We start from the raw sequence: 26670 nt of genomic DNA, 5'->3' as shown, positions 1-26670 counted from the left end.
GGGGTGCCTCCTCCGCGCGACCGGTCGGCACCGGTCCCAGGATCTCAGGTTCCCAGGTCAGGTGCCCGCGCGCAGCACGGCGGTCATCCGCGGCGGGACCGTCAGGGTGTCGCCGACCAGGCGCGTCGCGCCCGGCTCCCAGGCGGCCGCGAGCCTGAACGCAGCGGGCAGCGGCGCCTTGACGGCGCCCTCGGCGGGCCGCAGCAGGCTCCCGAGGCGCAGGGCGGCGAGGCCGTGGCCGGTGTTCAGCACAAATGCCAGGCTGCCGCGCAGCACCGCGATGACGGAACGGTCGGCGGTGGACCGGACCTCCAGCGGGAGGTCCAGCTCGTCGGCGATGCTGAGCCGGATGGTGATCAGCTCGTGCGCCCAGCGGACCAGGCGCCGGTCGTTGTCGTTGTGCGGGACCACCGGGACGTGCACGGTGTCCAGGACCAGCGGGTTGCCCGCGAGGATGACGGCGGCGAGCACGCTGGACCGGATGTCGACGTCGTCCACGCCGAGAAGCGCAGTGGCGGGGCTCTCCTCGCCAGCCCACGGAACCGTGAGCTGGGTGCCGGGGAGCCGGGTGATGTCCTCGACCACGCTCGCTCCGGCCCGGACCCGGTTGCGCCGCCCGCCGCTCTGGCGGGTGGCCCGGCGCACCGACGGGTGCACCAGGTCGGCGAGCATCTGCAGCGCCTGGATGTCCTCGGACCGGCCGGGGCCGGACAGGATGCGGAGCAGGATCGTGGTGAGCCGGTCGCTCCGGCCAGGACCGTCCACGAGGAGGCTGAAGCGGCGGTCGAGCTGTTCGCCCATCCCGACCACGTAGTCCGCCAGCTCGCCGAGGAAAGGGTTGGGCGAGCGGTCCACGAGCGCGTCGACGTCGAGCACCAGGCCGTCCACGTGGTACTCGCGCAGCCAGTGCCGGGCGTCGTCCACGAGGAAGTCGCGCGGGCCCCGGCTGCCGCTGCCGTCGAGGTTGATGCGGTCGCCCACGTAGTCGGTGCGGACCGTCGGCGCGGACGGGACCTTGCCGGCCCGCGTGCCGATCGCCGGGACCTGGCCGGTACGCAGCTGGATAGGGCCGGTGCGCGGCCGGTCCAGGGGGACCTGCCCGGTCCGTGGGCGCATCGCCTGCAGGGCGTGCTCGCCCGCGTCGCCGACGTCAGGGCGCGGCGTGCGCGACCGGCCGCCGCCGCCCGTCAGGTACGGCCCGTAGGCCTCCAGGCCGAGCTCGTCGGCCACGGACCATCGGTACGGGATGTCCAGCACGACGGCGAGGCCGGCGGCGTGCGCGGCGTCGACGAACCGCTGCAGCGCCCGCGGGCCGCCGTACGGCTCGTGCACGGAGTAGAGGCGCACGCCCCGCGCGGGGCCGAGCGCGGGGTCGAACGCCGCGACCGGCGCGAGCTCGACGCCGTGCATGCCGAGCTCCGCGAGCGTGGGCAGCAGCGCCGCCGCGGCGTCCAGGGTGCCCTCCGGTGTGAACGTCTCGACGTCGACGTGCATGAGCACGCTCGTGGAGAGGTCGGGAGGCGACCAGGTGCCGTCGGTCCACTCGAAGGCCGGGTCGAAGACCCGGGTGGGCCCGTGGATGCCCTGCGGCAGCCACACGCTGCGCGGGTCGGGCAGCATGGGCCCGCCGTCTATCGAGTAGCCGTAGTCGGTGCCGTGCCCGAGCACGCTGTCGGCGCCCCAGTACCCGGGCTCGCCGGCGCCCACGAGGCGCAGCGGCATGTGCTCCGGCTCCTCGTACTGGTCGTAGGGCACGACCACCTCGATGATGCGGGCGCGCGGGGCCCATACCACCGGCCTGGGCCCGGGAACAGGCATGTCAGGCCCTGGTCGGGGCGGTGGCGTGGTTCCCCCGGTTCCACTCCTCGGTCCGGTCACGCCGGACAGCCTAGCCCGGTGTTCCGGGTGGGCGGGTCAGTACGACGACGCTGCGGCCCGTCACGGTGAGGCCGGTACCCGCCTCCAGCACGCTCCCCGGCGCGGCACTGCCGTCGGTGTCCAGGACGACGGTCCAGTCCTTCCCGTAGGCAGCGGGCGGCAGGGTGAAGCCCAGAGCCCCGGAATGGGCGTTGAGCAGCAGCAGGAACGAGTCGTCGACCACCGCCTCGCCCCGTCCGCCCTTCTCCGTGATCGCGTCGCCGTTGAGGAAGACGGTCACCGTCCTGGCGTACGACTGGAGCCAGTCGGTGTCGTCCATGAGCGCGCCGGTGAGGTCGAGCCACTCGACGTCGCCGAGCGCATCCGTGCCGCTGCCGTCGAAGAACCTGCGGCGGTGCAGGATCGGGTGGTCGCGGCGCAGCCGGACCGCGTGCCGGGCGAACTCCAGCAGCTTGGCGCCCTCGTCGTCGAGCCCGTCGGGGCCGCCCCAGTCCACCCAGGTGAGCTCGTTGTCCTGGCAGTAGGCGTTGTTGTTGCCCTGCTGCGTGCGCCCGAGCTCGTCGCCGTGCGCGATCATCGGCACGCCCTGGCTCAGCATGAGGGTGACCAGGAGGTTGCGGCGCTGCCGGGCGCGCAGCTCCCGGATCTCCGGGTCGTCGGTGGGGCCCTCCACGCCGCAGTTCCAGGACCGGTTGTGGCGCTCGCCGTCCTCGTTGTGCTCGCGGTTGGCTTCGTTGTGCTTCTCGTCGTAGGCCGTGAGGTCGGCGAGCGTGAAGCCGTCGTGGGCCGTGACGAAGTTGATGGAGGCGCTGGGCATCCGGCCGCTGTGCTCGTACAGGTCGCTGGACCCGGTCAGGCGGGAGGCGAACTCCGGCAGCGTGGCCGGCTCCCCGCGCCAGAAGTCGCGAACCGTGTCGCGGTACCTGCCGTTCCACTCGGTCCACAGCGGCGGGAAACCGCCCACCTGGTAGCCGCCGGGGCCCAGGTCCCACGGCTCGGCGATCAGCTTGACCTGGGAGATCACCGGGTCCTGGTGCACGATGTCGAAGAACGCGCTCAGCCGGTCGACCTCGTGGAACTGGCGGGCCAGGGTGGCCGCCAGGTCGAACCGGAACCCGTCGACGTGCATCTCCTCCACCCAGTACCGCAGCGAGTCCATGATCAGCTGCAGCACGGCGGGGGAGCGCATGAGCAGGGAGTTGCCCGTGCCGGTGGTGTCGAAGTAGTGCGCCTCGTCGCTGTCCACCAGCCGGTAGTAGGCCGCGTTGTCGATCCCGCGGAAGCTCAGGGTCGGGCCCAGGTGGTTGCCCTCGGCGGTGTGGTTGTAGACGACGTCGAGCAGCACCTCGATCCCCGCCTGGTGCAGTGCCTTGACCATGGCCTTGAACTCCATGACCTGCTCGCCGCGCTGGCCGTAGCCCGCGTACCTGTTGTGCGGGGCGAAGAACCCGATCGTGTTGTAGCCCCAATAGTTCGTCAGGCCCTTGGCCCGCAGGGACGGGTCGGTGACGAACTGGTGCACCGGCATGAGCTCGATCGCCGTGACGCCCAGCTTGGTCAGGTGCTCGATCACCGCCGGGTGGGCGAGCCCCGCGTACGTGCCGCGCAGCTCGTCCGGGACGTCCGGGTGGCGCATCGTGAGGCCCTTGACGTGCGCCTCGTAGATCACCGTGTCGTGGTACGGCGTAGCCGGCGGGCGGTCGTGGCCCCAGTCGAAGAACGGGTTGACCACCACGGACACCATGGTGTGGCCCAGCGAGTCGGCGGAGTCCGGCGTCGTGCCCGTCGTGGCCTGCCGCGTGTCCGAGAACGGGTAGGAGAACAGGGACGGGTCGCCGTCGAGGTCGCCCTCCACCGCCTTGGCGTACGGGTCCAGCAGGAGCTTGGCCGGGTTGCAGCGGTGACCTGACGCCGGGGCGTACGGCCCGTGCACGCGGTATCCGTACCGCGTCCCGGGGCCGACGCCGGGGAGGTAGACGTGCCACACGTGCGCGTCGGTCTCGGTCACGTCGATGCGCGTCTCGGTGTTGTCGTCAGTCAGGAGGCACAGCTCGACCCGCTTCGCCACCGACGAGTAGAGAGCAAAATTGGTGCCCGTACCGTCGAACGTCGCGCCGAGGGGGTAGGGGCGCCCTGGCCAGGTCTGCATCGCACGATCATCACACTCCTGCGGGGTAGGTGGGGGGAGATCTGCGTGCTGGGCGTGCCGTCGTCGTGGAGGCTTGGCGCCGATTAGAAATACTGTGCCAAGCGGGTGCGCCGAGGTCCGTTTTGCTGCGAGAATGAGACCATGATCACGGGGGAACCCCAGCCCGCCACCGACCCTGACGATTCGGTCCCGACCGATCTGATCGACGAGTCGAATGCTTTCTATGCAAGCATCGCGCCGCCGGCCGTCCGCCGCGCCGCAACCCGCCGAGGCCTGCTCGGCGGCGGAGACGTCTCCAAGGCGCCGCGCAACCTCACCGACTGCGAGCTCGACCCGATCTCAGGGGCCTCGAGCGGCGTGTCCTGGGACGACCCGGACGAGCTCTGACGCCCCGCCCGTTCAGCGGGGCAGCCGCCCGGGGTCCACGGGGATGATGCGCGGCATGCCCGCCGGCGCAACGCGGCTGAGCGCCAGGTAGCGCGCCTCAGCCCGGTGCAGGCGGATGTGCTCGTCGAGCGACCACTGCGGTCCGTTCGTCAGCGTCATGCCGCAGGAGCAGTCGATCTCCTCGCGGTTGCCCGGCAGATGCCGCACCAGGCCCACGGTGACGTGGGAGGCGCGGGCATCGGCCTTGGCGCGGTGCATCGCTGCGCTCACGGGGGAGTGTTCTGTCACGCGGGCCAGGCTAACGGGCTCGACCCGCGCGACCAGCGGTGCGCCGCGGTGACGTGGTTCAGATCCGGTCCAGCGCTTGCAGCACGTCGTCGAGCAGGTCGGTGACGTCCTCGAGCCCCACCGACAGCCGCACGATCGACGGCGAGACCTCGGCCTCCGTGCCACGCACCGACGCGTGCGTCATCTCGCTCGGGTAGTTGACCAGCGACTCCACGCCGCCGAGCGACTCGGCGAGCAGGAAGACCCGCATCGACTCGGCGAACGTGCGCGCGGCGCGCTCGCCGCCCGCGAGGTCGAGCGAGATCATGCCGCCGAAGCGCGACATCTGGTGCGCGGCGGTCTTGTGGCCCGGGTGATCGGGCAGGCCTGGGTACAGCACACGGGCCACCGCCGGGTGGCCGACCAGGCGCTCGGCGAGCGTCTGGGCGTTCTCGGAGTGGCGCTGCATCCGAACCGCGAGGGTCTTGATGCCGCGCGTGGTAAGGAACGCGTCGAACGGGCTGGACACGGCGCCCGCGGCGAACTGCACGAACCGCACCTGGTCCGCGAGCTCGTCGTTGCCGTTCCCCACGACGACGGCGCCGCCGACGACGTCCGAGTGCCCGCCGAGGTACTTCGTCGTGGAGTGCACGACGACGCCGGCCCCGAGGTCGAGGGGGCGCTGGAGGGCGGGCGACGCGAACGTGTTGTCGACGACCAGCAGCAGGCCCGCGTCGTCGGCGAGGCCGGCCAGCGCGGCGATGTCACTGATCTTCATCAGCGGGTTCGACGGCGTCTCGACCCACAGCACCTTCGACTCGGGCCGGACAGCCGCGCGCACGGCGTCGAGGTCGGCCGTGTCCACAGTCGTGTGCTCCACGCCCGCGCGTCCGTGGATCGTGCGCACGAGCCGGTGCGTGCCACCGTAGACGTCGTTCGGCACGAGCACGTGGTCGCCGGGCGAGAGCACGGCCCGCAGGAGGGCGTCCTCCGCGGCGAGGCCGGACGCGAACGAGATGCCCTGCGCGCCACCCTCGATCGCCGCGAGCTGCTCCTCGAGGGCGGTGCGCGAGGGGTTGCCGCCGCGGGAGTACTCGTACCCGCCGCGCAGCCCGCCGATGCCGTCCTGCACGTAGGTGGAGGTGACGTGGATGGCGGGGATCGCGTCGCCGGTCGTGGGGTCGGGGTGCTGTCCTGCGTGGATCGCGAGCGTGTCGAAACGGCTCGTCCGTGCGTCGTTCATGGTCGCCTCTCTTCGGCGTTCTGGGCGTTTCGGCGTTGTGGTGCGGTCAGACCGCGAGGTAGTCGAGCAGGTCGGAGCGGGAGACCACACCGAGGGCCTTGCCGCCGTCGGTCACCAGCAGGGCGGTCTCGTCGGCGAGGGCGGCGCGGAGCGTCCCGACCGGCTCGTTGACGCCCACGAGCGGCAGGGGCCGGCCGATGAGCCCGCCGACCTCGTCGGAGAGGTTCACCTTGCCCGTGAACACCCCGTCGAGCAGGTCCTCCTCGTGCACAGCCCCGGTGATCTCCCCGAGCACCACCGGCGGTTCCGCGGTGAGCACGAGCAGCTGCGAGACGCCGGTGCGCGTCATCCGGTCGATCGCGTCCCGCACGGTGTCGGTCTTGTACACGTAGACCAGCGGCGGGGTGCGGTCCGCCCTGGCGGCCAGCACGTCGGCGACCGTGTGGCTCTCGACGGCGGGCGAGAACCCGTAGGACCGCATCCAGGTGTCGTTGAAGATCTTGCCGAGGTAGCCGCGGCCGCCGTCGGGCAGCAGGACCACGACGACGTCGTCCGGGCTCGCGTCCCGCGCGGCACGCAGGGCTGCGACGACTGCCATGCCGCTCGACCCGCCCACGAGGATGCCCTCCTCGCGGGCGAGGCGCCGGGTCATCGCGAACGACTCGGCGTCGCTCACCGCGATGACCTCGTGCGGCACGCTCGGGTCGTAGGCGGACGGCCAGAAGTCCTCGCCGACACCTTCGACCAGGTACGGGCGGCCGGTGCCGCCGGAGTAGACCGACCCCTCGGGGTCGGCGCCGACTATACGCACCCGGTCGCCCGAGACCTCGCGCAGATAGCGGCCCGCGCCCGTGATCGTGCCGCCAGTGCCGACGCCCGCGACGAAGTGCGTCACCCGGCCGTCGGTGTCCCGCCAGATCTCGGGACCGGTGGTCTCGTAGTGGGAGCGGGGACCGTTGGGGTTCGAGTACTGGTCCGGCTTGAAGGCGCCGGGGATCTCGCGCACCAGCCGGTCGCTCACCGAGTAGTACGACTCGGGGCTGTCCGGCGCCACCGCCGTCGGGGTCACCACTATCTCTGCGCCGTACGCCGTGAGCACGTTGCGCTTGTCCTCGCCCACCTTGTCGGGCAGCACGAAGACGCACCGGTAGCCGCGCTGCTGGGCGACGAGCGCGAGGCCGACACCGGTGTTGCCCGACGTGGGCTCCACGATGGTCCCGCCCGGCCGGAGCTTGCCCTCGCGCTCGGCCGCCTCGATGATGCGGGCCGCTATGCGGTCCTTCGCGGACCCGCCGGGGTTGAGGTACTCGAGCTTGACGAGCACGGTCGCACGCGTCACGCCCTCGGTCACCCGGTGGAGCCGGACGAGGGGCGTGTTGCCGACCAGGTCTACGACAGAGTTGACGTACTGCACCTGTTTCTCTTCCTGTTGCTGTGCGCGCAGCAGTGCGCGCGGACTACGGACGGGTCCGGGGTCAGCGACAGCAACAGGCGAGGCGGGCGAGCACGCCGCAACTGTAACGGCGCGGCCCGCTCAGTGCGAGTGCGCGATCCCCAGCTCGTGCATGCGCTCATGCTCCTCGCGCTCCTTGATGCGCTGCGCGATGCGCGCCTGGACCTCCGCGCGGCGCAGCGGCGGCACGTTCTTCGGTGGCTGACGGCGTTCAGGCAGCGTGTCGAGCAGGCGCGTCACGATGTCCGCGATCTCCTGCGTGGCCTGCTCCACCGGTTCGCGGGTGGCGTCGCTGACCTTCGTCACACCCGTGACCTTGCGCACGAACTGCAGGGCCGCGGCCATGATCTCCTCGTCGGTGGCGGGCGGTTCGAGCCCGCGTAGCGTGGTGATGTTCCGGCACATGCTCCGACCGTACGCTGCTCGGTGGTCCTCCTGCAGGGCCAACCTCACGGGGCCGTGGCGACGCTCGGGATGGCGTACGTTGTGCATGATGCATAGACGCCGACCGGCGGCGCCGGACCGGAGGTAGACGATGTCGTCCCCGATCAACCGGATCGAGTACGAGGCCATGCTGTTCGGTCGGCACCTGGCGACGTTGCCCGCCGGCCGCTCACGGCGCAAGGGCGGGCGCCTCGACCAGAGCGCGTACACCCTGCTCAGCCTCCTCGACGCCGGGGGACCGGCCAGCCTGGCCGAGCTCGCCGTCGCTACCGGCCTGGACGTGTCCACGCTGAACCGGCAGACCGCGGCGCTGCGGCGGGAGGGTCTCGCGGAGCGCTTCGAGGACCCCGACGGCGGTCAGGCGCGCAAGCTCCGGCTGTCCGACGTCGGACGCCGTCTGCTCACCGAGGAGCGCGAGGCGAGCCAGGCGCTGCTCGCCGACCTGCTCGCCGACTGGCCGGAGGAGGACCGGGTCCAGCTCGCGGAGCTGCTCGGCCGCTACAACCGGGTGGTCGAGGAACGGTCGGGTCGGCGCTGGCCGCGGCCGTGAGCCGTGTGCGGGCAGCAGGCCGGGAGCAGGACGACCCGATCGGCTGGCGAACGAGTCGGGCCGTGCGGCAGGGTGGCCGCATGAGCGCAGCCGCCGAGACCCTTTCCGTGACCACCGTGCGGGAGGCCCGCGCGGAGGACTGGCCAAACATCTGGCCGATCGTGGAGGAGGTCGTGCGCGCGGCCGACACGTTCGCCTACGAACCCACCATGACCGAAGAACAGGCCAGGTCGGTGTGGCTGGACGCGCCCGAGCGCGTGGTGGTCGCGGTGCGCGACGACGTCGTGGTCGGCACGGCCAACATGTACCCCAACCGGCCAGGCCCGGGTAGCCACATCGCCTCGGGCAGCATCATGGTCGACCGCGCGGTCCGCGGCACCGGCGCCGGCCGAGCGCTCGTCGAGGACATGATCGACTGGGCGGGCCGGCAGGGGTACGCGGCCATCCAGTTCAACGCCGTCGTCGACACGAACGCCGCCGCGGTGCACCTGTACGAGAGCCTCGGCTTCGTGACGCTCGGCATCGCGCCCGGCGCGTTCCGGCACCCCGAGCTGGGCGACGTCGGGCTCCGGATCATGTGGCGCGACCTGGGCCGGCCTGCGGTCGAGCCCGCCGGCGACGCCGCCCTCGAGAACGGGACGGGCGCCTGAGATGCGTTTCTCCGTGAACGTCCCCAACTTCGGCGACTTCGCCGATCCCCGTGCCGTCGCGAACGTCGCCCGGGCCGCCGAGGACGCCGGCTGGGACGGGCTGTTCGTCTGGGACCACGTGGTGCACAGCAAGGAGATGCGCCGCGGCCAGCCCTTCGGCGACCCGTGGATGCTGCTGACCGCCGCGGCGCTCGCGACGTCGAGCCTCCGGCTGGGCACCCTGGTCACCCCGGTGGCGCGGCGCCGCCCGGAGCAGCTCGCCCGGCAGGTGGCGACGCTCGACGCCGTCAGTGGCGGCCGCGTGGTCTTCGGCGCGGGCCTGGGCGGGCCGGTCGAGGACGAGTTCGGCAGCTTCGGTGACGAGACCGACCCGGTGGTGCTCGCGGAGAAGCTGGACGAGGGGCTCGGCCTGCTCGGCCGCTACTGGGCGGGCGAGCGCGTCGACCACGACGGGGAGCACTACTGGGTGCGGGACGTGGAGATTCTCCCGCCGACGGTGCAGCGGCCACGGCCACCGGTCTGGGTGGGCGGCTTCTGGCCGAACCGCCGGCCGTTCCGGCGCGCGGCCCAGTGGGACGGCGTCGTGCCGCTGTTCGCGTCCGGACATGGCACCCCGCCGACACCGGACGAGGTGCGCGAGGTGGCCGGCTACGTCGCGGAGCACCGCACGTCGGACGGCCCGTACGACGTCGTCGTCGGTGGCCTGACGACGCCGGAGGCGGCGGCCGACGTCGTCGGGCCGCTGGCCGAGGCCGGGGCGACCTGGTGGGACGAGCGCGGGCTGTACGCCTCACCGGACCTGTACTCGCTCGGGCCGGTGCTGCGCCGGGTGGAGGCCGGGCCGCCCCGGCCCTGAGGCCCGCCTCAGACTTCCCGCGCCGAGCTGCTCCAGCGTGCGATGTCCTCGTCGGTCACCTCTACCGGACCGGTGGCCGGCTGGGTGATCCGGATGTGGTTGCCGAACGGGTCGCGCAGGGCGCAGTCGATCCCGTACGGCTGCTCGACCGGCTCCTCGGTGAACTCGACGCCCTTGGCGCTGAGCTCGGCGTAGGTACGGCGACAGTCGTCGGTGGTGAGGATGCACGCGACCCCGAGCGCGCCCTTGGTCAGCAGGTCCCTGACCTGTGCCGCGACTTCCTCGCTCAGCGCTGGAGGTCCCGGCACCTCGAGGAGCAGGTGGCGGTCGGGATCGGCCGGCAGGGAGATGGTCAGCCAGCGCATGAAACCCATGTCGACGTCGTTGCTGACGTCGAACCCGAGCTTGCCGACGTAGAAGTCGAGGGCCTCGTCCTGATCGATGACGTACACGGCGGTGATGGAGATGTTCTTGAACATGTCGACCACGCTACGGCGGCTCCCGCAGGGCGCGCTTCTCCGAAACTGCTCAGCCGGCAGGCCGCATCCAGCTCTTCGTGAAGCAGACGGGGGCTGCTACCCGGCGCGCCCGGCGCCGGTACTCGCTCGGCGAGACGCCGACGATGTCCCGGAAGGTGCGGCTGAACGTCCCGAGGCTGTTGGACCCGACCATCAGTGCGACGTCGGTCACCGGGTCCGCGGTGTCGCGCAGCAGCGCCATCGCGCGCTCGATCCGGCGCCGCTGCAGGTAGCGGTGCGGTGTCTCCCCGAACGTCGCCCGGAAGCTCCGGCTGAAGTGTGACGGCGAGACATGAGCGATACGGGCCAGCGCGGGTACGTCGAGCGGCCGGCCGTAGTCGCGGTCGATGGCGTCCCTGGCCCGCAGGAGCCGACGATTGTCTCGCTCTCGTGGGGACATCATGCGGCCCGACGCCGGGCGGCTCATCGTGCTGGACGTCACGCGGTCAGCCTACGACGCGGACCTGAGAGCCGGTGTCGCACCATCAGGGTGCGCATGGGGTCGGCGGAAGCGGACCTTCCGGCCGACGGCGGCCTATCATCACGTCCCGTGAGTGCGTCTCGCCGGAAGAACCACCAGATCGCCGTGCTGGTGCTCGAGGGCGCCAAGCCGCTCGACGTCGGCATCCCCGCGCAGGTGTTCTCCAACCGGCCGAGCATGCCGTACGAGGTGCGGGTCTGCGGCGCCGCGCCCGGACTCGTGACCGGTGGCGACGGCCTCTCGTACCACGTGGCCGAGGGGCTGGACGCCCTCGAACGCGCCGACACCGTATTCATCCCCGGCTATCGGACGCCGGCGGCCGCCGACCCGCCGGCCGTGGTGGTCGACGCGCTCAAGACCGCACACGCACGGGGGGCGCGTCTCGCCGCCATCTCGACCGGGGCCTTCGCTCTGGCCGCGACGGGCCTGCTCGACGGCAAGCGGGCGACCACCCACTGGCACTACACCAAGGTGCTCCGGGAACGGCATCCGCGCGTGCAGGTGGACGAGAACGTTCTGTTCGTGGACGAGGGCGGCGTGCTCACGTCGGCGGGAGCGGCGTCTGGCATCGACCTCTGCCTGCACCTGGTGAGGCGCGATCACGGCGTCGGCCTGTCCAACCACGTGGCCCGCAGGCTGGTCGCGGCGCCGTACCGCAGCGGGGGGCAGGCGCAGTACGTACCGCGCAGCGTGCCCGAGCCGCTCGGCGACCTGTTCGCGGACACGCGCGCGTGGGCGCTGGAGCACCTCGCCGAACCGCTGACCCTCGAAGCGCTCGCGCGCAACGCGCGGGTCTCGGCGCGCACGTTCTCGCGGCGATTCGTGGAGGACACCGGGTACACGCCGATGCAGTGGGTGCTCCGGGCGCGGGTGGACCTGGCGCGGGAGCTGCTGGAGCGCAGTGACCTGAGCGTCGAGCAGATCGCGCACCGGGTGGGGCTGGGCACCGCCGCCAACCTGCGTCTGCACTTCCATCGGATCCTCGGTACGTCACCGACGGAGTACCGGCACACGTTCTCTGCCTGAGCCGGAGTGGCCGGATCCTTGCGGGTAGTGGCGAAAGGTCTGGCGGAATACTTGCGCACCATGGCGTTCAAGCCGCTTTCGGGCCGCCGCCCAGGCGCCGAGCATTGAGGCGAGAGAAAGGAACCTCCATGACTCGCATCGCCATCAATGGCTTCGGCCGCATCGGCCGCAACTCCCTCCGCGCTCTGCTCGAGCGCGACAGCGACCTCGAAGTGGTCGCGATCAACGACCTCACCGCCCCGGACGCACTCGCCCACCTGCTCAAGTACGACAGCGCGCTCGGCCGCCTCGGCCGTTCGGTCGAGGTCGACGGGACCGAGCTCGTGGTCGACGGTCGCCGGATCAAGGTGCTCGGTGAGCGCGAGCCCGCCAAGCTGCCGTGGGCGGAGCTCGGCGTCGACATCGTGCTGGAGTCCACCGGACGCTTCACCTCGGCCGACGCCGCCCGCGCGCACCTCGACGCCGGGGCAAGGCGGGTGCTGGTCAGCGCCCCCTCTGCCGGCGCCGACGTGACGCTCGCCTACGGCGTCAACACCGATGCCTACGACCCGACCCAGCACGTGATCGTCTCGAACGCCTCGTGCACCACGAACGCGCTGGCTCCGCTGGCATCCGTCCTGGACGATCTGGCCGGCATCGAGCACGGCTTCATGACGACGGTGCACGCCTACACCCAGGAGCAGAACCTGCAGGACGGCCCGCATCGGGACCTGCGTCGGGCCCGTGCCGCCGCCGTCAACATCGCGCCGACCACCACTGGCGCGGCCAAGGCCATCGGCCTGGTGCTGCCCAACCTCAACGGCAAGCTGTCCGGCGACTCGATCCGGGTGCCGGTCCCGGTGGGCTCCCTCGTGGAGCTGAACACCGCGGTCTCGCGCGAGGTCACCCGCGACGAAGTGCTCGCGGCCTACCGCGCAGCGGCCGACGGCGGGCTCAAGGGCATCCTCGACTACTCCGACGAGCCGCTGGTCTCCAGCGACATCACCGGCGAGCCGGCGTCCGCGATCTTCGACGCCGCGCTGGTCCGCGTCGAGGGCAAGCACGTCAAGGTGGTGGCCTGGTACGACAACGAGTGGGGCTTCTCCAACCGGGTCATCGACACGCTGGAGCTGCTCGCGCGCGACTGAGCGACCCCGGGCCCTCGACCGGCATTCCTGCTGGTCGGGGGTCAAGGCCACGGAAGGGAAATCGCCTCATGATGAACGGCCTGCCGTACTTCTCGGCTGGTAAGGGCCCGCCCCTGGTGGTTCTCCTCTACACGCCGCGAGCTGCCAACCCGACTGGTCTGGCTCGCTGGTCGACGATGCGGATGCTGCGTCCGTTCACCGAGCACTTCACCGTCTATATCGTCAACCGCCCACCGGGGCTGCCGCCGACAACGACGATGGCCGACCTCGCGGCCCTCTTCGCGGCAGCGATCAAGACGACCTTTGAAGGGCCGGTGAACGTGCTGGCCATCTCCACGGGCGGATCCATTGCCCTCCAGCTTGCCGCGGACCATCCCGACCTGGTCGACCGTCTTGTCCTGGGAGGTGCGGCCTGCACTCTCGGCCCTGTCGGCAGACGAGCCCAGCGCGCCTACATCGAACGCGCGCGCCAGGGCAAGCGGCCAAGCCCCGCGCTGGCCGAGGTCGTCACGGAATCGGCCACCGGCCGGAGACTGCTCAGCGGCCTTCTCTGGATGTCGGACGGCGGCAACGAGGACCACACCGACGCCGTCACCGTGCTCAATGCCGAGGACGGCTTCGACCTCCGTGGACGGCTGCACGACATCAAGGCACCCACGCTGCTGATCCAGGGCGACAAGGACCTGGTCTATCCGATGGAGCGGGCCAGGCAGACGGTCGAGGGCATCCCTGACGCCAGACTCGTCGTCTATGCGGGCCGAAGCCACAGCGGCACGTTCAACGACAAGCGCTTCGCTCCTGACGCGCTCGCCTTCTTGCTGTAGTCGCACTTCACGCGTGGTGTCGAGCTCCGGCCAGCACGTCAGCTGGAGAGAGAAGCCGCGACGGTCTCGACCCAGCGCTTCTGGGCCCGGGTCTCCACCGCGCGCGGGTGGTAGTGCGCGCGGACCCAGGCCACGGCGCCGTCGGGCGCGACGCCGCTCATGATCGCGAGGACCGCCAGCGCGGTGCCGGTCCGGCCGATCCCGCCGCCGCAGGCGATCTCGACCCGCTCGGACTCCGCGCGCGTGTGGACTTCCCGGAGCGCTGCCAGTGCTTGGTCCGTCGAGTCGGGCAGGCGGAAGTCGCGCCAGCGGACCCACTGGTACTCCCGGTCGGGAACCCGTGGGTCCCGGCCGAGCAGGTAGACGGCGAAGTCCGGGACGGGGGCGTCCCGCCGCCGACGCCGCAGCCCGGTGCCGCGGACGCGGCGGCCGTCGGGAAGCTCAACAACGCCGTAGGTCATGTCCCAATGGTCCATCGCTCCAGGCTATTTGGGCCGCGCACCGATGAGTACTGGGGTCTTCCGCCGTCGGACAGTTGTGGAAACCGGAAGGAGCCGGCAATGAGCAAGGTCTTCACGCACATGACGATGTCGCTGGACGGATTCATCGCCGAACCGAACAACGAGATCGGAGAGCTCTTCGAGTGGTATCAGGCCGGGGACGTGACCGTGCCGAACCCGAACGAGCAGGTCACCATGAAGGTCGACGAGGCCAGCGCGGGCGTGCTGCGCGACATCCTCACGAACACCGGTGCGCTCGTCGCGGGCCGGCGTCTGTTCGACATCGCCGACGGGTGGGGCGACAACCATCCGGTGGGCGCCCCCGTCGTCGTGGTCACTCACCGCCCGCCCGAGGACGCCGACAAGTGGCCGAGGACTACGTTCGTCGACGACGTCGGCACGGCGATCGCCCGTGCCAGGGAGATCGCGGACGGCAAGGACGTGACGATCGCGAGCGCGAACGTGGCCCAGCAGGCGGTCAAGCTCGGCCTTGTGGACGAGGTGTGCGTCAGCCTCGTGCCGGTGCTGTTCGGCGAGGGGATCCCCTACTTCGCCAACCTGGGCGGCCACCAGCTCCTGGAGGACCCGGTGGTCGTCCAGGGCCGCCGTGCCCTGCACCTCAGGTACCCCGTGCGGCGCTGAGCGGGTACACGCTTGGACGGCAGCCTTTAGTCTTCGAGGCAGACAGTGCACTCCCTCGGAGGCAGTGGAAACCACACGGACGGAGGCCTGGGGATGGGCAGAGATGTGTTGCGGACCGACGCGGCGCCGAGCTCTGCGCTGTACGCGCAAGGCACCAAGAACGGTCAATTCATCGTTGTGTCCGGCATGGTGGGCATCGACCCGGTCACGGGCGCCCTCGCGGGCCCGACCGTTCAAGAACAGACCCGCCAAGCCGTAGCGAACTGCTCGGCAGTACTCGGGGCCGGAGGCGCAACGCTCGAAGACGTGCTGGAGGTTGGTGTGCTCCTCGCGGACCCTGATGACTTTGCGGGCCTGAACGAGGCATGGGCCGAACTCTTCGCCGCTGACCCGCCGGCTCGCTACGTCGCCAAGCTCGGTGCCGTGCTTCCAGACGTCCTGGTCTCAATCCGGATGACGGCCATGACCGGTTGATACATGTCACCCACTTTGTCCACCCGACCTCTCGCCCGGGCGGGTTTGGCGCAACGCGAAAGGCCCCCCGCGTCAGCGTTTCCGCTGGCCGGAGGGCCCTTCGACACGGTGGGCGATACTGGGATCGAACCAGTGACCTCTTCGGTGTGAACGAAGCGCGCTACCCCTGCGCCAATCGCCCGTGCTGCATGCCCGCTAGGGCGTGCGTGGACGATATTAGCCTGGTTCGAGCGCGGATGCGAAATCCAATCGCCCCGTCGGGTCAGGGATCCAGTCGCTCGCGCATGAACCGCTCGAACACGTCGCGCGCGGCGGCGGAGAGCTCGCCGATCGGCAGGTCGACGCCGTCGAGCCACACCGTCGGCTGCACGTTCCGCACGGAGCCGGTCAGCAGCATCCGCGCCTCACCAGCGGCTACCTGGTCGAGCACCGAGAACGGCAGTTCCCCGTCCTTCGCCTCGCGAACGGGCAGCCCCTCCTCGGTGCCCCACTCGAGCAGCAGCTCACGCGTGATCCCGGCGAGGCAGCCCGAGCTGAGCGGGGGAGTGACGAGCTCGCCGTCGAGCTCGATGAACACGTTCGAGCCGGTGCCCTCGCACAGGTCGCCCTTGGTGTTCGCGAACACGGACTCGTCGGCGCCCTTCTTGATCGCGTTCGCGAGGGCCACGACGTTCTCGGCGTAGGACGTCGTCTTCAGCCCGGCGACCGCGCTGCGCTCGTTGCGCGTCCAGGGGGACCGGGCGGCGCGCCCGATCGGCACGACGACGGCGGCGGACGCGGCGACGACCACCGTCTGCGGTCCGACCGAGCGTCCGGAGCCGAGCGGCCCGACGCCGTCGGTCACGGTGATCCGCAGCCGCCCGGCGTCGGGTGCGGCGGCGAGCACGGCGGCCACGCCGTCGTGCACCTTCTGCAGGTCCGGGCGCGCCATGCCCATGCCGGACGCCGACCGCTCCAGCCGCGCGAGATGTCGCGTCAGGGCGAACGCCTGACCGTCGAGGACGGCGCAGGTCTCGAAGACGCCGTCGCCGACCGTGATGCCGTGGTCGACCGCGCTGAGCGCGGCCTCGTCGGGCGCGACCATGCGCCCCTCTGTCCAGATGACCGTCATGCCTTCCAGTCTGTCACCGGCGCAGCGTCATGTGCGTGACCTCGGGCGTGTGCCGCACGGTGGTGGAGGAGAACTCGATGGGCGGAACGCCGTCGAACACCCGCGTGCCCGAGCCGAGCGTGAAGGGCACGATGTGCAGCCGGAGCTCGTCGACGTACCCCGCGGCGAGGTACTCGTTGAGTGTCGTGGCCCCGCCCGTGATGGAGATGTCGTTGTCCCCTGCAGCCGCCAGTGCCTGCTCCATCGCGCTCTCCAGGCCTTCGGTGACGAAGTGGAACGTGGTGCCGCCGTCCATCGGGATCGGGTCACGTGCGTGGTGGGTGAGTACGAAGACGGGTCCGTGGTACGGCGGATTGTCGCCCCACCAGCCCTTCCATTCCGGGTCCAACGGTCCGCGCCCGGGGGAGAACATGTTGCGCCCCATGATGTACGCGCCGGCGCCGACGATGGCGTCTACCTCCGCCTTGTGCTTGTCCCCGTACTCGAACATCCAGGTGTGCAGGCGTTCGCCGGCGAGCGGTCCGAACGGGTGCTCGAGAGTCTGGTCGTGGCCGGCCGAGTAGCCGTCGAGCGAAACTGCCATGTCTGCCTTGACGATTCCCATTCCTGTCCGACGACGAGGGCGCTGCGAACTCATCGGTGGGTGACCCTTCGCGCGGGATAACGTTGTCCGCCAGCCCGTGGGCGAGACCAAGGCTCCGATGCCTGTTATGAGACCGTTGCTTGACACATGGGGTCAGTCCGTTAATCTGAGAACGTTTTCCTGCGCCGGACCGCGGCGCGGCTCAAGGGAGAGTAAATCTCAAGGGAGAGAGTCATGATGCGATCACGCGCACGCTGGGCGACCGCAGGGCTGGCCGTCACGGCGCTGACTGGCCTGACCGCCTGTTCGTCGACCGGAGCGTCCGCCGGCCCGGCCGAGGCCGAAGGCCCGGTCACGATCGAGATCTGGGGCTGGAACGCCGAGACCGGCGAGCAGATCGTCGACGCGTTCAACGAGGCACAGGACGACGTCGAGGTGAAGTACGTGCTGCAGGCCAGCAACGTCGCCACGCAGACCAACTTCCAGAACGCGATGGAGGCCGGCTCCGGAGTGCCGTGCCTGGTGCAGGGCTTCGCGCCGCTGACCACCATGGTCGTCAACGGCTGGGCGCAGGACATCACCGAGCAGGTCGAGGGCTCCGCCGACCTGTACAACGAGGGCGCGCTCGCCGCGGCCCAGGTCGACGGCCGGTACTACGGCCTGCCGTCCGGGTCGGACGGCCAGTTCTACATCGTGAACCAGAAGACGTTCGACAAGTACGACGTCGAGGTGCCGACCACCTGGGACGAGTTCGTCGACGCGGGCCGCGAGCTCAAGCCGCACGGCGTCGACATCACGAACCTGGCCGGCGAGGACCCGAGCAGCCTGATGAACCTGGCCCAGCAGGCGGGCGCCGAGTGGTTCGCCATCGACGGCGACCAGTGGGTCGTCAACTTCACTGACGACGGCACGCTGGCCGCAGCCGACGTGTTCCAGCAGCTCATCGACGAGGACCTGGTATCGAACCAGACCTACATGGACAAGCCCGCACTTCTCAAGTACTTCGACTCGGGCAAGATGGCGTCCGTGACCACGCAGTGGTGGTCGCTTGGCGGCTACCAGGTCGGCTTCACCGACTCGGCGGGTGACTGGTCGGCGCACCCGATCCCGCAGTTCGCGGACGCGGCCGCGCCCGTGACGCCGGGGCGCACGGCTCCGTCGTTCGTGCCGGAGGGCTGCGAGGAGCCCGACGCGGTCATGGCCTACACGGACTGGCTCACTACTCCCGAGGCCGTCGAGGCCGGCCGGAACGCGGAGACGGGCGCCATCGGCTTCCCGACGCAGATTCAGGACCCGGCTCCCTACGTCGAAGAGGTCATCCCGAAGGACTTCTTCGCCGACGAGAAGGCCGCGGGCGAGGAGATCGTCGCCGCCCAGGAGACCGTGATCGGCAAGTTCGAGCTCGGCCCGAACTACGACGCCTGGTTCCCGGAGCTCCAGGACCAGTGGGGCAAGGCCGTCGCGGGCAAGATCACGCTCGAGGAGGCCATGACCGCCGTGGAGGAGTTCGTCGCCTCCGACCTGGAGAGCAAGGGCATCTCCTACACCGTGGCCGAGTGACCCACTGATCCACGAGGGGAGGACGCCGATGTCCGTCAACACGCAAGACCACCACACCACCGCGCGCGAGCCGGTCCCCGGCTCGCCACCTGGCGGGCGTGCCAGGAGCGGCTCCTCCCCTCGTGGGCGTACCCCGCTCTGGAACTGGCGCACCGCACAGAGCGTCAAGGGCGCTTCGCTCACCTTCCCGTTCCTGGCCGGCTTCGCACTCTTTGTGCTCGTGCCGGTCGGGATGGCCCTGCGGGAGAGCGTCTACACCACGAAGTCCACGGGCGGCCTGGGCTTCGGCGGGCAGACCGTCTCCTTCGCCGGGCTGGACAACTTCGCCGCCGGCCTCGTCGACGGCTCCTTCTGGACCGGGATGCTCAGGGTGTTCCTGTACGCCCTGGTCGTGGTCCCGCTGACCCAGGTGCTGAGCCTCGCCCTCGCCCTCCTGCTCGACGCCGCGCGCCGCCGCGCCGCTGCCCGGTTCCGGATTGCGCTGCTGCTTCCCTACATGGTGCCGGGCGTCGTCGGCACGATGGTCTGGATCTTCCAGTACAGCCCGACGGTCGGGCCGCTGACCCCGTTCTTCGAGATCTTCGGCCTCGACGTCAACTTCTTCTCGAGCTCGATGGTCTGGGTGTCGATGGGCAACCTTGCGGTCTGGGGCTCGCTCGGGTTCACCATGCTGATCCTCTACGGGGCGCTCCAGTCGGTGCCCCACGAGATCTTCGAGGCGGCGCGGCTCGACGGCGCGTCCGAGCTGCGGATCGCGTGGTCCATCAAGGTCCCGTTCGTGCGCGCGTCGCTGGTGCTGACGTCGCTGCTCTCGATCATCGGCACGCTGCAGCTCTTCGACCAGCCCCTGCTGTTCCGGGCGGTCACCCCCGAGACCATCACGCGGGACTTCACGCCGGCCATGATGATCTACGACCAGGCGTTCAAGGTGGGCAACCTCAACTACGCCACGGCTCTGTCGGTCATCCTCGCCCTCGTCGTCGGCGTCGCCTCCGCGATCATCTACCGCTTCATCAACAGGGAAGAGCCATGAGCGACACGACACTGGTGCCCGATGCCGCCGCCGTCGGCGAGACCGCGCGCAAGCCAGGACGACGTCGTCGACGGGCCGACGAGTACTCCTCCGTCGCGGAAGCCCGCGGCGCCTCCCGCTGGGTGGTCCTGGGGGTGCTGGTCGCCCTGGCGCTGTACGCCGTCGGGCCGCTGTGGTGGCTGCTCGTCGCAGTGACGAAGAACCAGCGCGAGCTGTACACGACCAACGGGCTCTGGTTCAGCCAGTTCAACCTGTGGCAGAACCTGGGCGACCTGTTCACCTACCAGGACGGGATCTTCAGCCGATGGCTGTGGAACACCGTCGTGTACGCGGGGCTCGGTTCGCTCGGGCTGACGCTGGTCGCGCTGGCGGCCGGCTACGGCATCGCCAAGTACCGGTACCGCGGGCGTGGGCTGACGATGGGCCTGATCATCGCGTCGTTCCTGATCCCCGGCTCGCTGATGGTCGTGCCGTCCTTCATCCTCTTCGTCAACCTCGGCCTGTACGACACCATCTGGGCAATGATCCTGCCCGGGATGTTCGGGTCGTTCTCGGTCTACCTCGCCAAGGTCTACGCCGAGGGCGCGGTCCCGACCGAGCTCATGGAGGCCGCCCGCATCGACGGCGCCGGCGAGTACCGGATCTTCTTCTCCATGGGTCTGCGCCTGCTTTCCACGGCGGGTGCGACGATCTTCCTGCTGCACTTCGTGGCGTCGTGGAACACGTTCATGTGGCCGCTGGTGTTCCTCAAGGGGGCCGAGAAGTGGCCCGTGATGCTCGGCATGTACTCGTGGCTGCAGCGCGGCACCGACAGCACCGTCGACCTCACCAGCCTGGTCCTGACGGGATCGCTCATCTCGACGATCCCGATGGTCGTCCTCATGATCGCGATGCAGCGCTACTGGCGCTCGGGCGTCACGCTCGGAAGCCTCAAGTAGTGGGCCGCTCAGCCCTTCGGCGGAGCGGTCGACTCCCGCACGACCAGCTGCGGCGCCTTGACCGACGACGCCGCGTCCGGCTCCCCGCCGATCACCTGGGACAGGAGGCCGAACGCGCGGGCGCCGAGGTCCTCGAAGTCCTGGTCCACGGTGGTCAGGGAGGGGCGCCACAGGGCGACCAGCGGCTGGTCGTCGAAGCCGATCACGGAGATGTCCCTCGGGACGTCGATGCCGCGGTCGGACAGGGCGCGCATGAGGCCGAGCGCTATGTCGTCGTTGGCGCAGAAGACCGCGGTGACGTCGCTCATCCCGGCGATCCGTTCGCCCCAGCGGTAGCCGGCGCTCGCGTCCCAGTCGGCCCGCATGATCTGCGGGGCCGGGGCGCCGGCGGCGGTGAGGGCCGCGCGCCAGCCGTCGGTGCGGCCCGAGTGCTTGCCCTCGGTGGGTCCCGCGATGTGGTGGACCGTCCGGTGGCCGAGGTGGAGCAGGTACTCGGTGGCCTGGCGGCCCGCCGCGCGCTCGTCGATCAGGGCGGCCGGGACCTGGCCGGTGCGCCGCGAACCCCCGCCGGCGACGACGACGGGCAGGCCCTCGGGCAGCGCCTTGGCGGCGTTGATGCCCGCGCGGTCGAACTCGAGGACGATCACGCCCGCCGTCGGCTGCGCCAGCGTGAGGTCGATCGCAGCGCGGACGTGCTCGTCTTCACCGGACTCCACGACGGTGATCGAGACCGACATGCCCGCACGGCGGGCGGCGGTCTCGACGCCCTGGAGCGTGCGCGCGTAGCCGTAGTTGGCGGTCGCCCCGGCCAGGACCGACACGAGTGTCCGCCGGCCGGACCGCATCGAGCGGGCTGCGCCGTTCGGGCGGTACCCGAGCGCCTGCACTGCCTCGTTCACCCGCTGCGCCAGGTCGGGCGCCACGTACTTCGAGCCGTTGAGGACTCGGGACACGGTGGGCACTGAGACGTCCGCCGCCCTGGCGACATCGGCGAGGACGGGTGCGCGGTACGGCTTCGGACTGGCCATAAGGCCGAGCATACTTCAGATGATAACGTTTTCCCCCGATCTAGGAGACTGTGTGTCCACCCATCCGCGAGCCGCACGTGAAGTCATCGCACCAGGACGGCTCTTCGTCGACGACCAGGGCGCCGTCGCCCAGCTGCACGGCGTCGGCATCCAGAAGTTCGGGAGGAGGTTCTACGCCTGGGGCGAGGACAAGACCAACGCGGGGAAGTTCGGGGGAGTGGCCTGCTACTCGTCGACGGACCTCGCCACGTGGACCGCACACGGGCACGCCCTGCCGGTCTCGCCGGACGTCCCCGACCTCGCGCCCGGGCGGGTGATCGAGCGGCCGAAGGTGCTGCGCAACCCGGCCGGGACGTACGTGATGTTCCTGCACGTCGAGTCCGAGGACTACTCCTACGCCCGCGTGGGCTGGGCGGTGGCCGACCGGCCCGAAGGCCCGTACACCTACCTGCGCAGCGAGCGCCCGCTGGGCAACATCAGCCGGGACATCGGCGTCTTCGCGGACGACGACGGCACGGGGTACCTGCTTTCGGAGGACCGTGAGCACGGCCTGCACATCTACCGGCTGTCCGCGGACTACCTGGCCGTCGAGGAGATCGTCTCGACGACGCTCACGCCGCCGAGCGACCACCCGGCGGGCCCGCACGGGTACGAGTCGCCGGCGCTGGTGAAGGTGGACGGCCTCTACTACCTGTTCGGCTCGGACCTGACGGGCTGGTCCACGAACGACAACAAGGTGGCGACGGCGTCGGCGCTCGCCGGGCCGTGGAGCGACTGGGCGGACATCGCGCCGCCCGGGTCGGCCACGTACGACTCGCAGATCTCGACGATTGTGACCGTCCAGGGTTCGCAGACCACGAGCCACGTCTATGTCGGCGACAGGTGGGACAGGGACGACCTGTTCCACTCCGCGCCGGTGTGGCTGCCGGTGCGGATCGGGGGCGGCGCCGCCGAGCTCGAGTGGCGGGACGAGTGGACGATCGACACCGTCACCGGCGTGATCGCATGAGCGTCACCCTTCCGGGCCTGGCGGACGACACCGAGAGCAACGTCGAGTGGGGCAACGACGTCCTGCGGCTCCTGATCGCCCACGGGCCGCACACGACCCCGCGTCTGGTGGCGCTGTGGCACACGGCCGAGGACGGGCCGGACCAGCTCGGCCTGCGCCGGTCCGCGCTGCCCGTGCTCGAGGTCGCCCTTGCCGGCGACGGCCGGGTCGGCACCTCGGGCAAGCGGCACGTCGACGGCGCGGCCGCGCAGCGGATGCGGCTCACCGGCATCGCGGAGGACCGGGAGAAGACGCTGCGGCGGCTGCGCCTGGAGCTCACGGACGAGACGTCGGGCCTGCACGCTGTGGTCCACCTCGAGCTGGCCGACGGGATCCCCGTGCTGCGCTCCTGGGCGGAGCTGTCCTCGGATCGCGGGGTGGCGGTCGACTACGCCACGACCGGGGTCGTGTCCGGCCTGGGCCACGGCGCCCGGTGGGAGGACGAGCTCGCCGTCTGGGAGGCGGCCAACCCCTGGAGCGGCGAGTTCCGCTGGCGGCGCTCGACCCTGTCCGAGCGTGGCCTCTACGACGTGGGTATGACCCGGTTCAACCAGGTCGGTTCGAAGAACCGCGTCAGCCTCACGTCGACCGGGGCCTGGTCGACGTCGGAGCACCTTCCGCTGGGCATCGTCGAGGACTTGCGGACCGGCCGCATGCTGGGCTGGCAGATCGAGTCGAGCTCCGCTTGGCACGCGGAGCTGGGGGACCGGTACGGGGACGTCTACCTCGCTGTGCTCGGCCCGACGTCGCACGAGCACCAGTGGGCCGCCGAGCTGATTCCGGGTGACACCTTCACCACCGTCCCGGTCGCGTTCGCGGTAGTTCCCGGAGCGGGCGACGTCGACACGACCCTCGGTGCGCTGGCGGCGGCGCTGACAGCGCACCGCCGGCGAGCCCGGCGTCCGCACCCGGACCACACGGGGCTCCCCGTGATCTACAACGACTTCCTCAACGCGCTGATGTCCGACCCGACGACGGAGCGCGAGCTGCCGCTCATCGAGGCGGCCGCGGACCTCGGAGCCGAGTACTTCGTGATCGACGCGGGCTGGTACGACGACGAGTCCGGTGGCTGGTGGGACTCCGTCGGCGCGTGGGAGCCGTCCACGAGCAGGTTCCCCGGCGGCGGGCTCGACGCCGTCATCGGCCGCATCCGCGAGCTCGGCATGAAGCCCGGGCTCTGGCTCGAGCCCGAAGTCGTCGGGGTGCGTAGCCCGGTTGCGGACGAGCTGCCCGACGAGGCGTTCTTCCAGCGCGGCGGCCGGCGGGTCGCCGAGTGGGGCCGCTACCAGCTCGACCTGCGCCACCCCGCGGCCCGTGCCCACGTCGACACTGTCGTGGACCGCCTCGTCGGCCGGTTCGGCCTCGAGTACCTCAAGCTCGACTACAACGTCGACACCGGCCCCGGGACCGACGGCGGCTCGGGAGAGGCGGTGGGCGCCGGGCTCCTCGGGCACAGCCGCGCGCATCTGGCCTGGGCGGCGGACGTCATGGACCGGCACCCCGGCCTGGTGGTCGAGGGCTGCGCCGCCGGCGGGTCACGCATGGACGCGGCGAGCGGGTCGGTGTTCCCGGTCCAGTCGCTCACCGACCAGCAGGACTTCCGGCTCGTGCCACCGGTGGCTGCGGCGGCGCCGCTCGCCATCACGCCGGAGCAGTCCGGCGTGTGGGCCTCGGTCGAGGGGTCGATGAGCCAGGAGGAGCTTGCCTTCTCCCTCGTCACCGCGATGCTGTCGCGGGTCCACCTCACGGGACGCATCGACACCCTCGACGAGCCGCAGCGCGCCGTCGTCCGCGACGCCCTCACCGTCTACCGGACGGTCCGGCCCGCGATTGCCCGATCCGTACCGGTCTGGCCGCTCGGCCTGCCCGGCTGGCGGGACCCGTGGGTCGTCCTGGGCGCCCTCGACGGCACGGACCTCTACCTCGCCGTCAGCCGGCGTGGCACCGAGCCGGGCGGCGCCGACGTCGTCCGGCTGGCGCTGCCCGGGCTGCGCGCGGTCGGCGAGGTCCAGGTGCTCTACCCGGCCTGGCACGACGACTCGATCGCCGTTGCCGACGACGGCTGCTCGCTCGAGATCAAGCTGCCCGCCCCGATGACGGCGCGACTCCTGCGCGTCACCGTCACCCCACGCTGAGGAGGACCCGTGCGTCTCGTCAACCCCGTGGTGCGCGGATTTGCACCCGACCCCTCGGTGATCCGCGTGGGCGACTGGTACTACCTCGCCACCAGCTCGTTCGAATGGTTCCCGAGCATCCCGCTGTACCGCTCGCGGAACCTCGCGGACTGGGAGCCGGCCGGGGCGGTCGACACCGCCGCCCCCGGCCGGTCCCTGCTCGGGGTGCCCGACTCGGCCGGGATCTGGGCGCCCGCCCTGAGCCACTCCGACGGCGTGTTCTGGGTCGTGTACTCGATAGTCCGCTCGCTCGGCACGCGGCACTTCGACCTGGAGACGTACCTGTGCACGGCGGCCGACGTCGGCGGCCCGTGGTCGGAGCCCGTGCGCCTGCCCGGCCATGGGTTCGACCCGTCGCTGCTGCACCACGAGGGCCGGCACTACCTGCTGAACCTGCAGAACGACTCGCGGGTCGGCGGACGGCGGTTCGACGGGATAGTGCTCACCGAGCTCGACGTCCCGCTGACCGGCGGCGTGCCCGACGTCGACCGCGTCCGCGCCGTGGGGCCCACCCGCCTGCTGATCCAGCGTGACGAGCTGGTCGAGGGGCCCAAGATCACCGTCAAGGACAGCTGGTTCTACCTGTTGCTCGCCCAGGGCGGTACCGGCGTCGAGCACGGTGTGCTCGTCGCCCGGAGCCGTTCGCTGACCGGGCCCTACGACGTGGACGACGTCCCGCTGCTCACCTCCAGGGACGACCCGGCGGTCCCGCTGCAGAAGGCCGGGCACGGCGAGCTGGTCCAGGCGCCGTCGGGCGAGTGGTACCTGACGCACCTGGCGGCCCGGCCGCTGCAGACGCCCGCCGGGCCTCGCAACACGCTCGGCCGCGAGACGGCGGTGCAGCGGGTGGTCTGGACGGACGGCTGGCCGCGGCTCGCGCAGGGCGGCTGGCATCCCGAGACCGAGGTCGAGGTGCCGGACGTCGCCGCTGCCCGTCTCGATCCCGCTGGGGTGGCCGGTCGAGACCCGGGTCTCGACAAGCTCGACCAGCGGAGGCTCGACCAGCGGAAGCTCGACCAGCCGGGCGGGCTCGACGTCGCGCCTGCGTGGCCCTGGTCGACGCTGCGTGAGCCGGCGGGGGACTGGGTGGAGCACGTGCCTGGCCGACCGGACACGCTGCGGCTGCGCGGCCGGCTGTCCGCCGAGTCGCTGTGGCAGCAGTCGCTCCTTGCCCAGCGGCTGACCGAGCACCGGGCCGAGGTCGAGGTCACTGTCGATGCCGAGCCCACGACGTTCACCCAGTCCGCCGGGCTCATGCTCTGGTACGGCACTGCGTCGTACTACCAGCTCCACGTGACGTGGGCCGAGCCGGAGGGCGAGCCCCAGGCGGGCCAGCAGTGGCAGGGGGGCCGGGGCCGCCGCGTGCTGGTCCTCGTGCACGGGCACCCGGACGGCGCCCGGGTGCTGGACACCGTGGACCTCGACGGCGGGCCGGTCCGCCTGCGGGCGCAGATCGACGGCGCCACGGCGAGCCTGTGGTCGGCGGGCGGCGGCGGGCCGTGGGCACAGGTCGGGCCGGACGTCGACTTCAGCGAGCTCTCCGACGACTTCGGCCCGAGCCTGCGGTTCACAGGCGCCTTCGTCGGGATCAGCGTGGTCGACCTCGTCGACGGCGCCTTCACCGCGGACTTCTCCGACTGGGCCCTCCGGCACCGGAGTGCCATGCCGGGTGGCTGACTCGCGGGACCTGCTGTCCTGGTCAGGCTGCCGGGCCGCCGACCCGTAG

At 71.0% G+C, this 26670-nt stretch carries 27 protein-coding genes and 1 tRNA gene; 15 read left to right on the top strand and 13 right to left on the bottom strand.

Features of this window, described 5'->3' with window-relative positions:
- Positions 1 to 57: 57 nt before the first annotated feature.
- Positions 58 to 1818 carry an alpha-amylase family protein gene (locus IE250_RS01330; RefSeq protein ID WP_189667467.1) on the bottom strand — a complete coding sequence of 587 codons (1761 nt, stop codon included), beginning with the start codon at positions 1816 to 1818 and terminating at the stop codon, positions 58 to 60.
- Between the two features lie 70 nt (positions 1819 to 1888).
- Positions 1889 to 4027, bottom strand: coding sequence for a glycogen debranching protein GlgX (gene glgX / locus IE250_RS01325; protein ID WP_189667466.1), 2139 nt, complete (start codon positions 4025 to 4027; stop codon positions 1889 to 1891).
- 141 nt (positions 4028 to 4168) lie between these two features.
- Here glgX and IE250_RS01320 point away from each other — a divergent pair, with 141 nt between their 5' ends.
- Positions 4169 to 4414, top strand: coding sequence for a hypothetical protein (locus IE250_RS01320; RefSeq protein ID WP_189667465.1), 246 nt, complete (start codon positions 4169 to 4171; stop codon positions 4412 to 4414).
- A gap of 12 nt (positions 4415 to 4426) precedes the next feature.
- Here IE250_RS01320 and IE250_RS01315 read toward each other — a convergent pair whose 3' ends face one another.
- From IE250_RS01315 to IE250_RS01300, 4 genes are all read right to left on the bottom strand, one after another.
- On the bottom strand, positions 4427 to 4702 hold the full coding sequence (locus IE250_RS01315) for a hypothetical protein (protein ID WP_373301553.1): 276 nt from the start codon (positions 4700 to 4702) through the stop codon (positions 4427 to 4429).
- A 58-nt stretch (positions 4703 to 4760) separates the two neighbouring features.
- Positions 4761 to 5924 (bottom strand): cystathionine gamma-synthase, encoded by a 1164-nt coding sequence (locus tag IE250_RS01310; protein WP_189667464.1) that lies wholly within the window; start codon positions 5922 to 5924, stop codon positions 4761 to 4763.
- Positions 5925 to 5970: 46 nt separating this feature from the next.
- Entirely contained in the window at positions 5971 to 7338 is a 1368-nt protein-coding gene (locus IE250_RS01305) for a cystathionine beta-synthase (RefSeq protein WP_189667463.1), read from the bottom strand.
- Positions 7339 to 7458: 120 nt separating this feature from the next.
- Positions 7459 to 7782, bottom strand: coding sequence for a DUF2277 domain-containing protein (locus IE250_RS01300; protein ID WP_189667462.1), 324 nt, complete (start codon positions 7780 to 7782; stop codon positions 7459 to 7461).
- Positions 7783 to 7912: 130 nt separating this feature from the next.
- Between IE250_RS01300 and IE250_RS01295 the strand changes: the two genes are divergently transcribed.
- From IE250_RS01295 to IE250_RS01285, 3 genes are all read left to right on the top strand, one after another.
- A complete protein-coding gene (locus IE250_RS01295) occupies positions 7913 to 8371 on the top strand; it encodes a MarR family winged helix-turn-helix transcriptional regulator (protein WP_189667461.1) in 459 nt (152 codons plus the stop codon).
- Positions 8372 to 8451: 80 nt separating this feature from the next.
- Positions 8452 to 9021, top strand: coding sequence for a GNAT family N-acetyltransferase (locus IE250_RS01290; protein ID WP_189667460.1), 570 nt, complete (start codon positions 8452 to 8454; stop codon positions 9019 to 9021).
- 13 nt (positions 9022 to 9034) lie between these two features.
- Positions 9035 to 9877, top strand: coding sequence for an LLM class flavin-dependent oxidoreductase (locus IE250_RS01285; protein ID WP_229872039.1), 843 nt, complete (start codon positions 9035 to 9037; stop codon positions 9875 to 9877).
- A gap of 8 nt (positions 9878 to 9885) precedes the next feature.
- Here the strand turns inward: IE250_RS01285 and IE250_RS01280 are convergent, their stop codons facing one another.
- Together IE250_RS01280 and IE250_RS01275 are read right to left on the bottom strand one after the other, a co-directional pair.
- Positions 9886 to 10356, bottom strand: a complete 471-nt coding sequence (locus IE250_RS01280; RefSeq protein ID WP_189667458.1) for a VOC family protein — start codon at positions 10354 to 10356, stop codon at positions 9886 to 9888.
- A gap of 49 nt (positions 10357 to 10405) precedes the next feature.
- Positions 10406 to 10795: a helix-turn-helix transcriptional regulator gene (locus IE250_RS01275; protein ID WP_189668269.1), complete on the bottom strand. Its 390-nt coding sequence runs from the start codon at positions 10793 to 10795 to the stop codon at positions 10406 to 10408.
- A 150-nt stretch (positions 10796 to 10945) separates the two neighbouring features.
- Between IE250_RS01275 and IE250_RS01270 the strand changes: the two genes are divergently transcribed.
- From IE250_RS01270 to IE250_RS01260, 3 genes are all read left to right on the top strand, one after another.
- Entirely contained in the window at positions 10946 to 11902 is a 957-nt protein-coding gene (locus IE250_RS01270) for a GlxA family transcriptional regulator (protein WP_189667457.1), read from the top strand.
- Between the two features lie 128 nt (positions 11903 to 12030).
- Positions 12031 to 13029 (top strand): type I glyceraldehyde-3-phosphate dehydrogenase, encoded by a 999-nt coding sequence (gene gap, locus IE250_RS01265; protein ID WP_189667456.1) that lies wholly within the window; start codon positions 12031 to 12033, stop codon positions 13027 to 13029.
- A 68-nt stretch (positions 13030 to 13097) separates the two neighbouring features.
- Complete coding sequence (locus IE250_RS01260) at positions 13098 to 13853, top strand: alpha/beta fold hydrolase (RefSeq protein ID WP_189667455.1); 756 nt, start codon at positions 13098 to 13100, stop codon at positions 13851 to 13853.
- Between the two features lie 38 nt (positions 13854 to 13891).
- Here the strand turns inward: IE250_RS01260 and IE250_RS01255 are convergent, their stop codons facing one another.
- Positions 13892 to 14329: a protein-tyrosine phosphatase family protein gene (locus IE250_RS01255; protein ID WP_189667454.1), complete on the bottom strand. Its 438-nt coding sequence runs from the start codon at positions 14327 to 14329 to the stop codon at positions 13892 to 13894.
- A gap of 84 nt (positions 14330 to 14413) precedes the next feature.
- Between IE250_RS01255 and IE250_RS01250 the strand changes: the two genes are divergently transcribed.
- Positions 14414 to 14995 (top strand): dihydrofolate reductase family protein, encoded by a 582-nt coding sequence (locus tag IE250_RS01250; RefSeq protein WP_189667453.1) that lies wholly within the window; start codon positions 14414 to 14416, stop codon positions 14993 to 14995.
- Positions 14996 to 15088: 93 nt separating this feature from the next.
- Complete coding sequence (locus tag IE250_RS01245; RefSeq protein ID WP_189667452.1) at positions 15089 to 15469, top strand: RidA family protein; 381 nt, start codon at positions 15089 to 15091, stop codon at positions 15467 to 15469.
- A gap of 109 nt (positions 15470 to 15578) precedes the next feature.
- On the opposite strand, the gene IE250_RS01240 is transcribed toward IE250_RS01245, so the two are convergent.
- The 3 genes from IE250_RS01240 to IE250_RS01230 form a co-directional block, all read right to left on the bottom strand.
- Positions 15579 to 15650: transfer RNA gene (locus IE250_RS01240), tRNA-Val, on the bottom strand.
- Positions 15651 to 15731: 81 nt separating this feature from the next.
- Complete coding sequence (locus tag IE250_RS01235) at positions 15732 to 16580, bottom strand: aminotransferase class IV (RefSeq protein WP_189667451.1); 849 nt, start codon at positions 16578 to 16580, stop codon at positions 15732 to 15734.
- A 13-nt stretch (positions 16581 to 16593) separates the two neighbouring features.
- Positions 16594 to 17184, bottom strand: coding sequence for a dihydrofolate reductase family protein (locus IE250_RS01230; protein WP_189667450.1), 591 nt, complete (start codon positions 17182 to 17184; stop codon positions 16594 to 16596).
- 213 nt (positions 17185 to 17397) lie between these two features.
- On the opposite strand from IE250_RS01230, the gene IE250_RS01225 reads away from it, so the two are divergent.
- The 3 genes from IE250_RS01225 to IE250_RS01215 are packed head-to-tail and all read left to right on the top strand — an operon-like array spanning position 17398 to position 20694.
- Positions 17398 to 18723: an ABC transporter substrate-binding protein gene (locus tag IE250_RS01225; RefSeq protein ID WP_189667449.1), complete on the top strand. Its 1326-nt coding sequence runs from the start codon at positions 17398 to 17400 to the stop codon at positions 18721 to 18723.
- Between the two features lie 28 nt (positions 18724 to 18751).
- Positions 18752 to 19756 (top strand): carbohydrate ABC transporter permease, encoded by a 1005-nt coding sequence (locus IE250_RS01220; RefSeq protein ID WP_189667448.1) that lies wholly within the window; start codon positions 18752 to 18754, stop codon positions 19754 to 19756.
- Complete coding sequence (locus IE250_RS01215) at positions 19753 to 20694, top strand: carbohydrate ABC transporter permease (protein WP_189667447.1); 942 nt, start codon at positions 19753 to 19755, stop codon at positions 20692 to 20694. The genes IE250_RS01220 and IE250_RS01215 overlap by 4 nt, the downstream gene beginning before the upstream one ends.
- An 8-nt stretch (positions 20695 to 20702) precedes the next feature.
- Here the strand turns inward: IE250_RS01215 and IE250_RS01210 are convergent, their stop codons facing one another.
- Complete coding sequence (locus IE250_RS01210; RefSeq protein WP_189667446.1) at positions 20703 to 21722, bottom strand: LacI family DNA-binding transcriptional regulator; 1020 nt, start codon at positions 21720 to 21722, stop codon at positions 20703 to 20705.
- A gap of 52 nt (positions 21723 to 21774) precedes the next feature.
- On the opposite strand from IE250_RS01210, the gene IE250_RS01205 reads away from it, so the two are divergent.
- From IE250_RS01205 to IE250_RS01195, 3 genes are read left to right on the top strand one after another with little or no spacing between them, the layout of a single operon-like run.
- The gene (locus tag IE250_RS01205; protein WP_229872037.1) at positions 21775 to 22731 is read left to right on the top strand and encodes a family 43 glycosylhydrolase; all 957 of its coding nucleotides are present in this window, start codon (positions 21775 to 21777) and stop codon (positions 22729 to 22731) included.
- Positions 22728 to 24905 carry a glycoside hydrolase family 36 protein gene (locus IE250_RS01200; protein ID WP_189667444.1) on the top strand — a complete coding sequence of 726 codons (2178 nt, stop codon included), beginning with the start codon at positions 22728 to 22730 and terminating at the stop codon, positions 24903 to 24905. The genes IE250_RS01205 and IE250_RS01200 overlap by 4 nt, the downstream gene beginning before the upstream one ends.
- Positions 24906 to 24914: 9 nt before the next feature.
- Positions 24915 to 26621 carry a glycoside hydrolase family 43 protein gene (locus IE250_RS01195; protein ID WP_189667443.1) on the top strand — a complete coding sequence of 569 codons (1707 nt, stop codon included), beginning with the start codon at positions 24915 to 24917 and terminating at the stop codon, positions 26619 to 26621.
- Positions 26622 to 26670: the final 49 nt, after the last annotated feature.

It is taken from the genome of Promicromonospora soli, from assembly GCF_014653785.1.
GTDB classification, from domain to species: domain Bacteria; phylum Actinomycetota; class Actinomycetes; order Actinomycetales; family Cellulomonadaceae; genus Promicromonospora; species Promicromonospora soli.
Note: the sequence above shows the minus strand (reverse complement) of the source record. Positions and strands in the feature narration are given on the sequence as shown.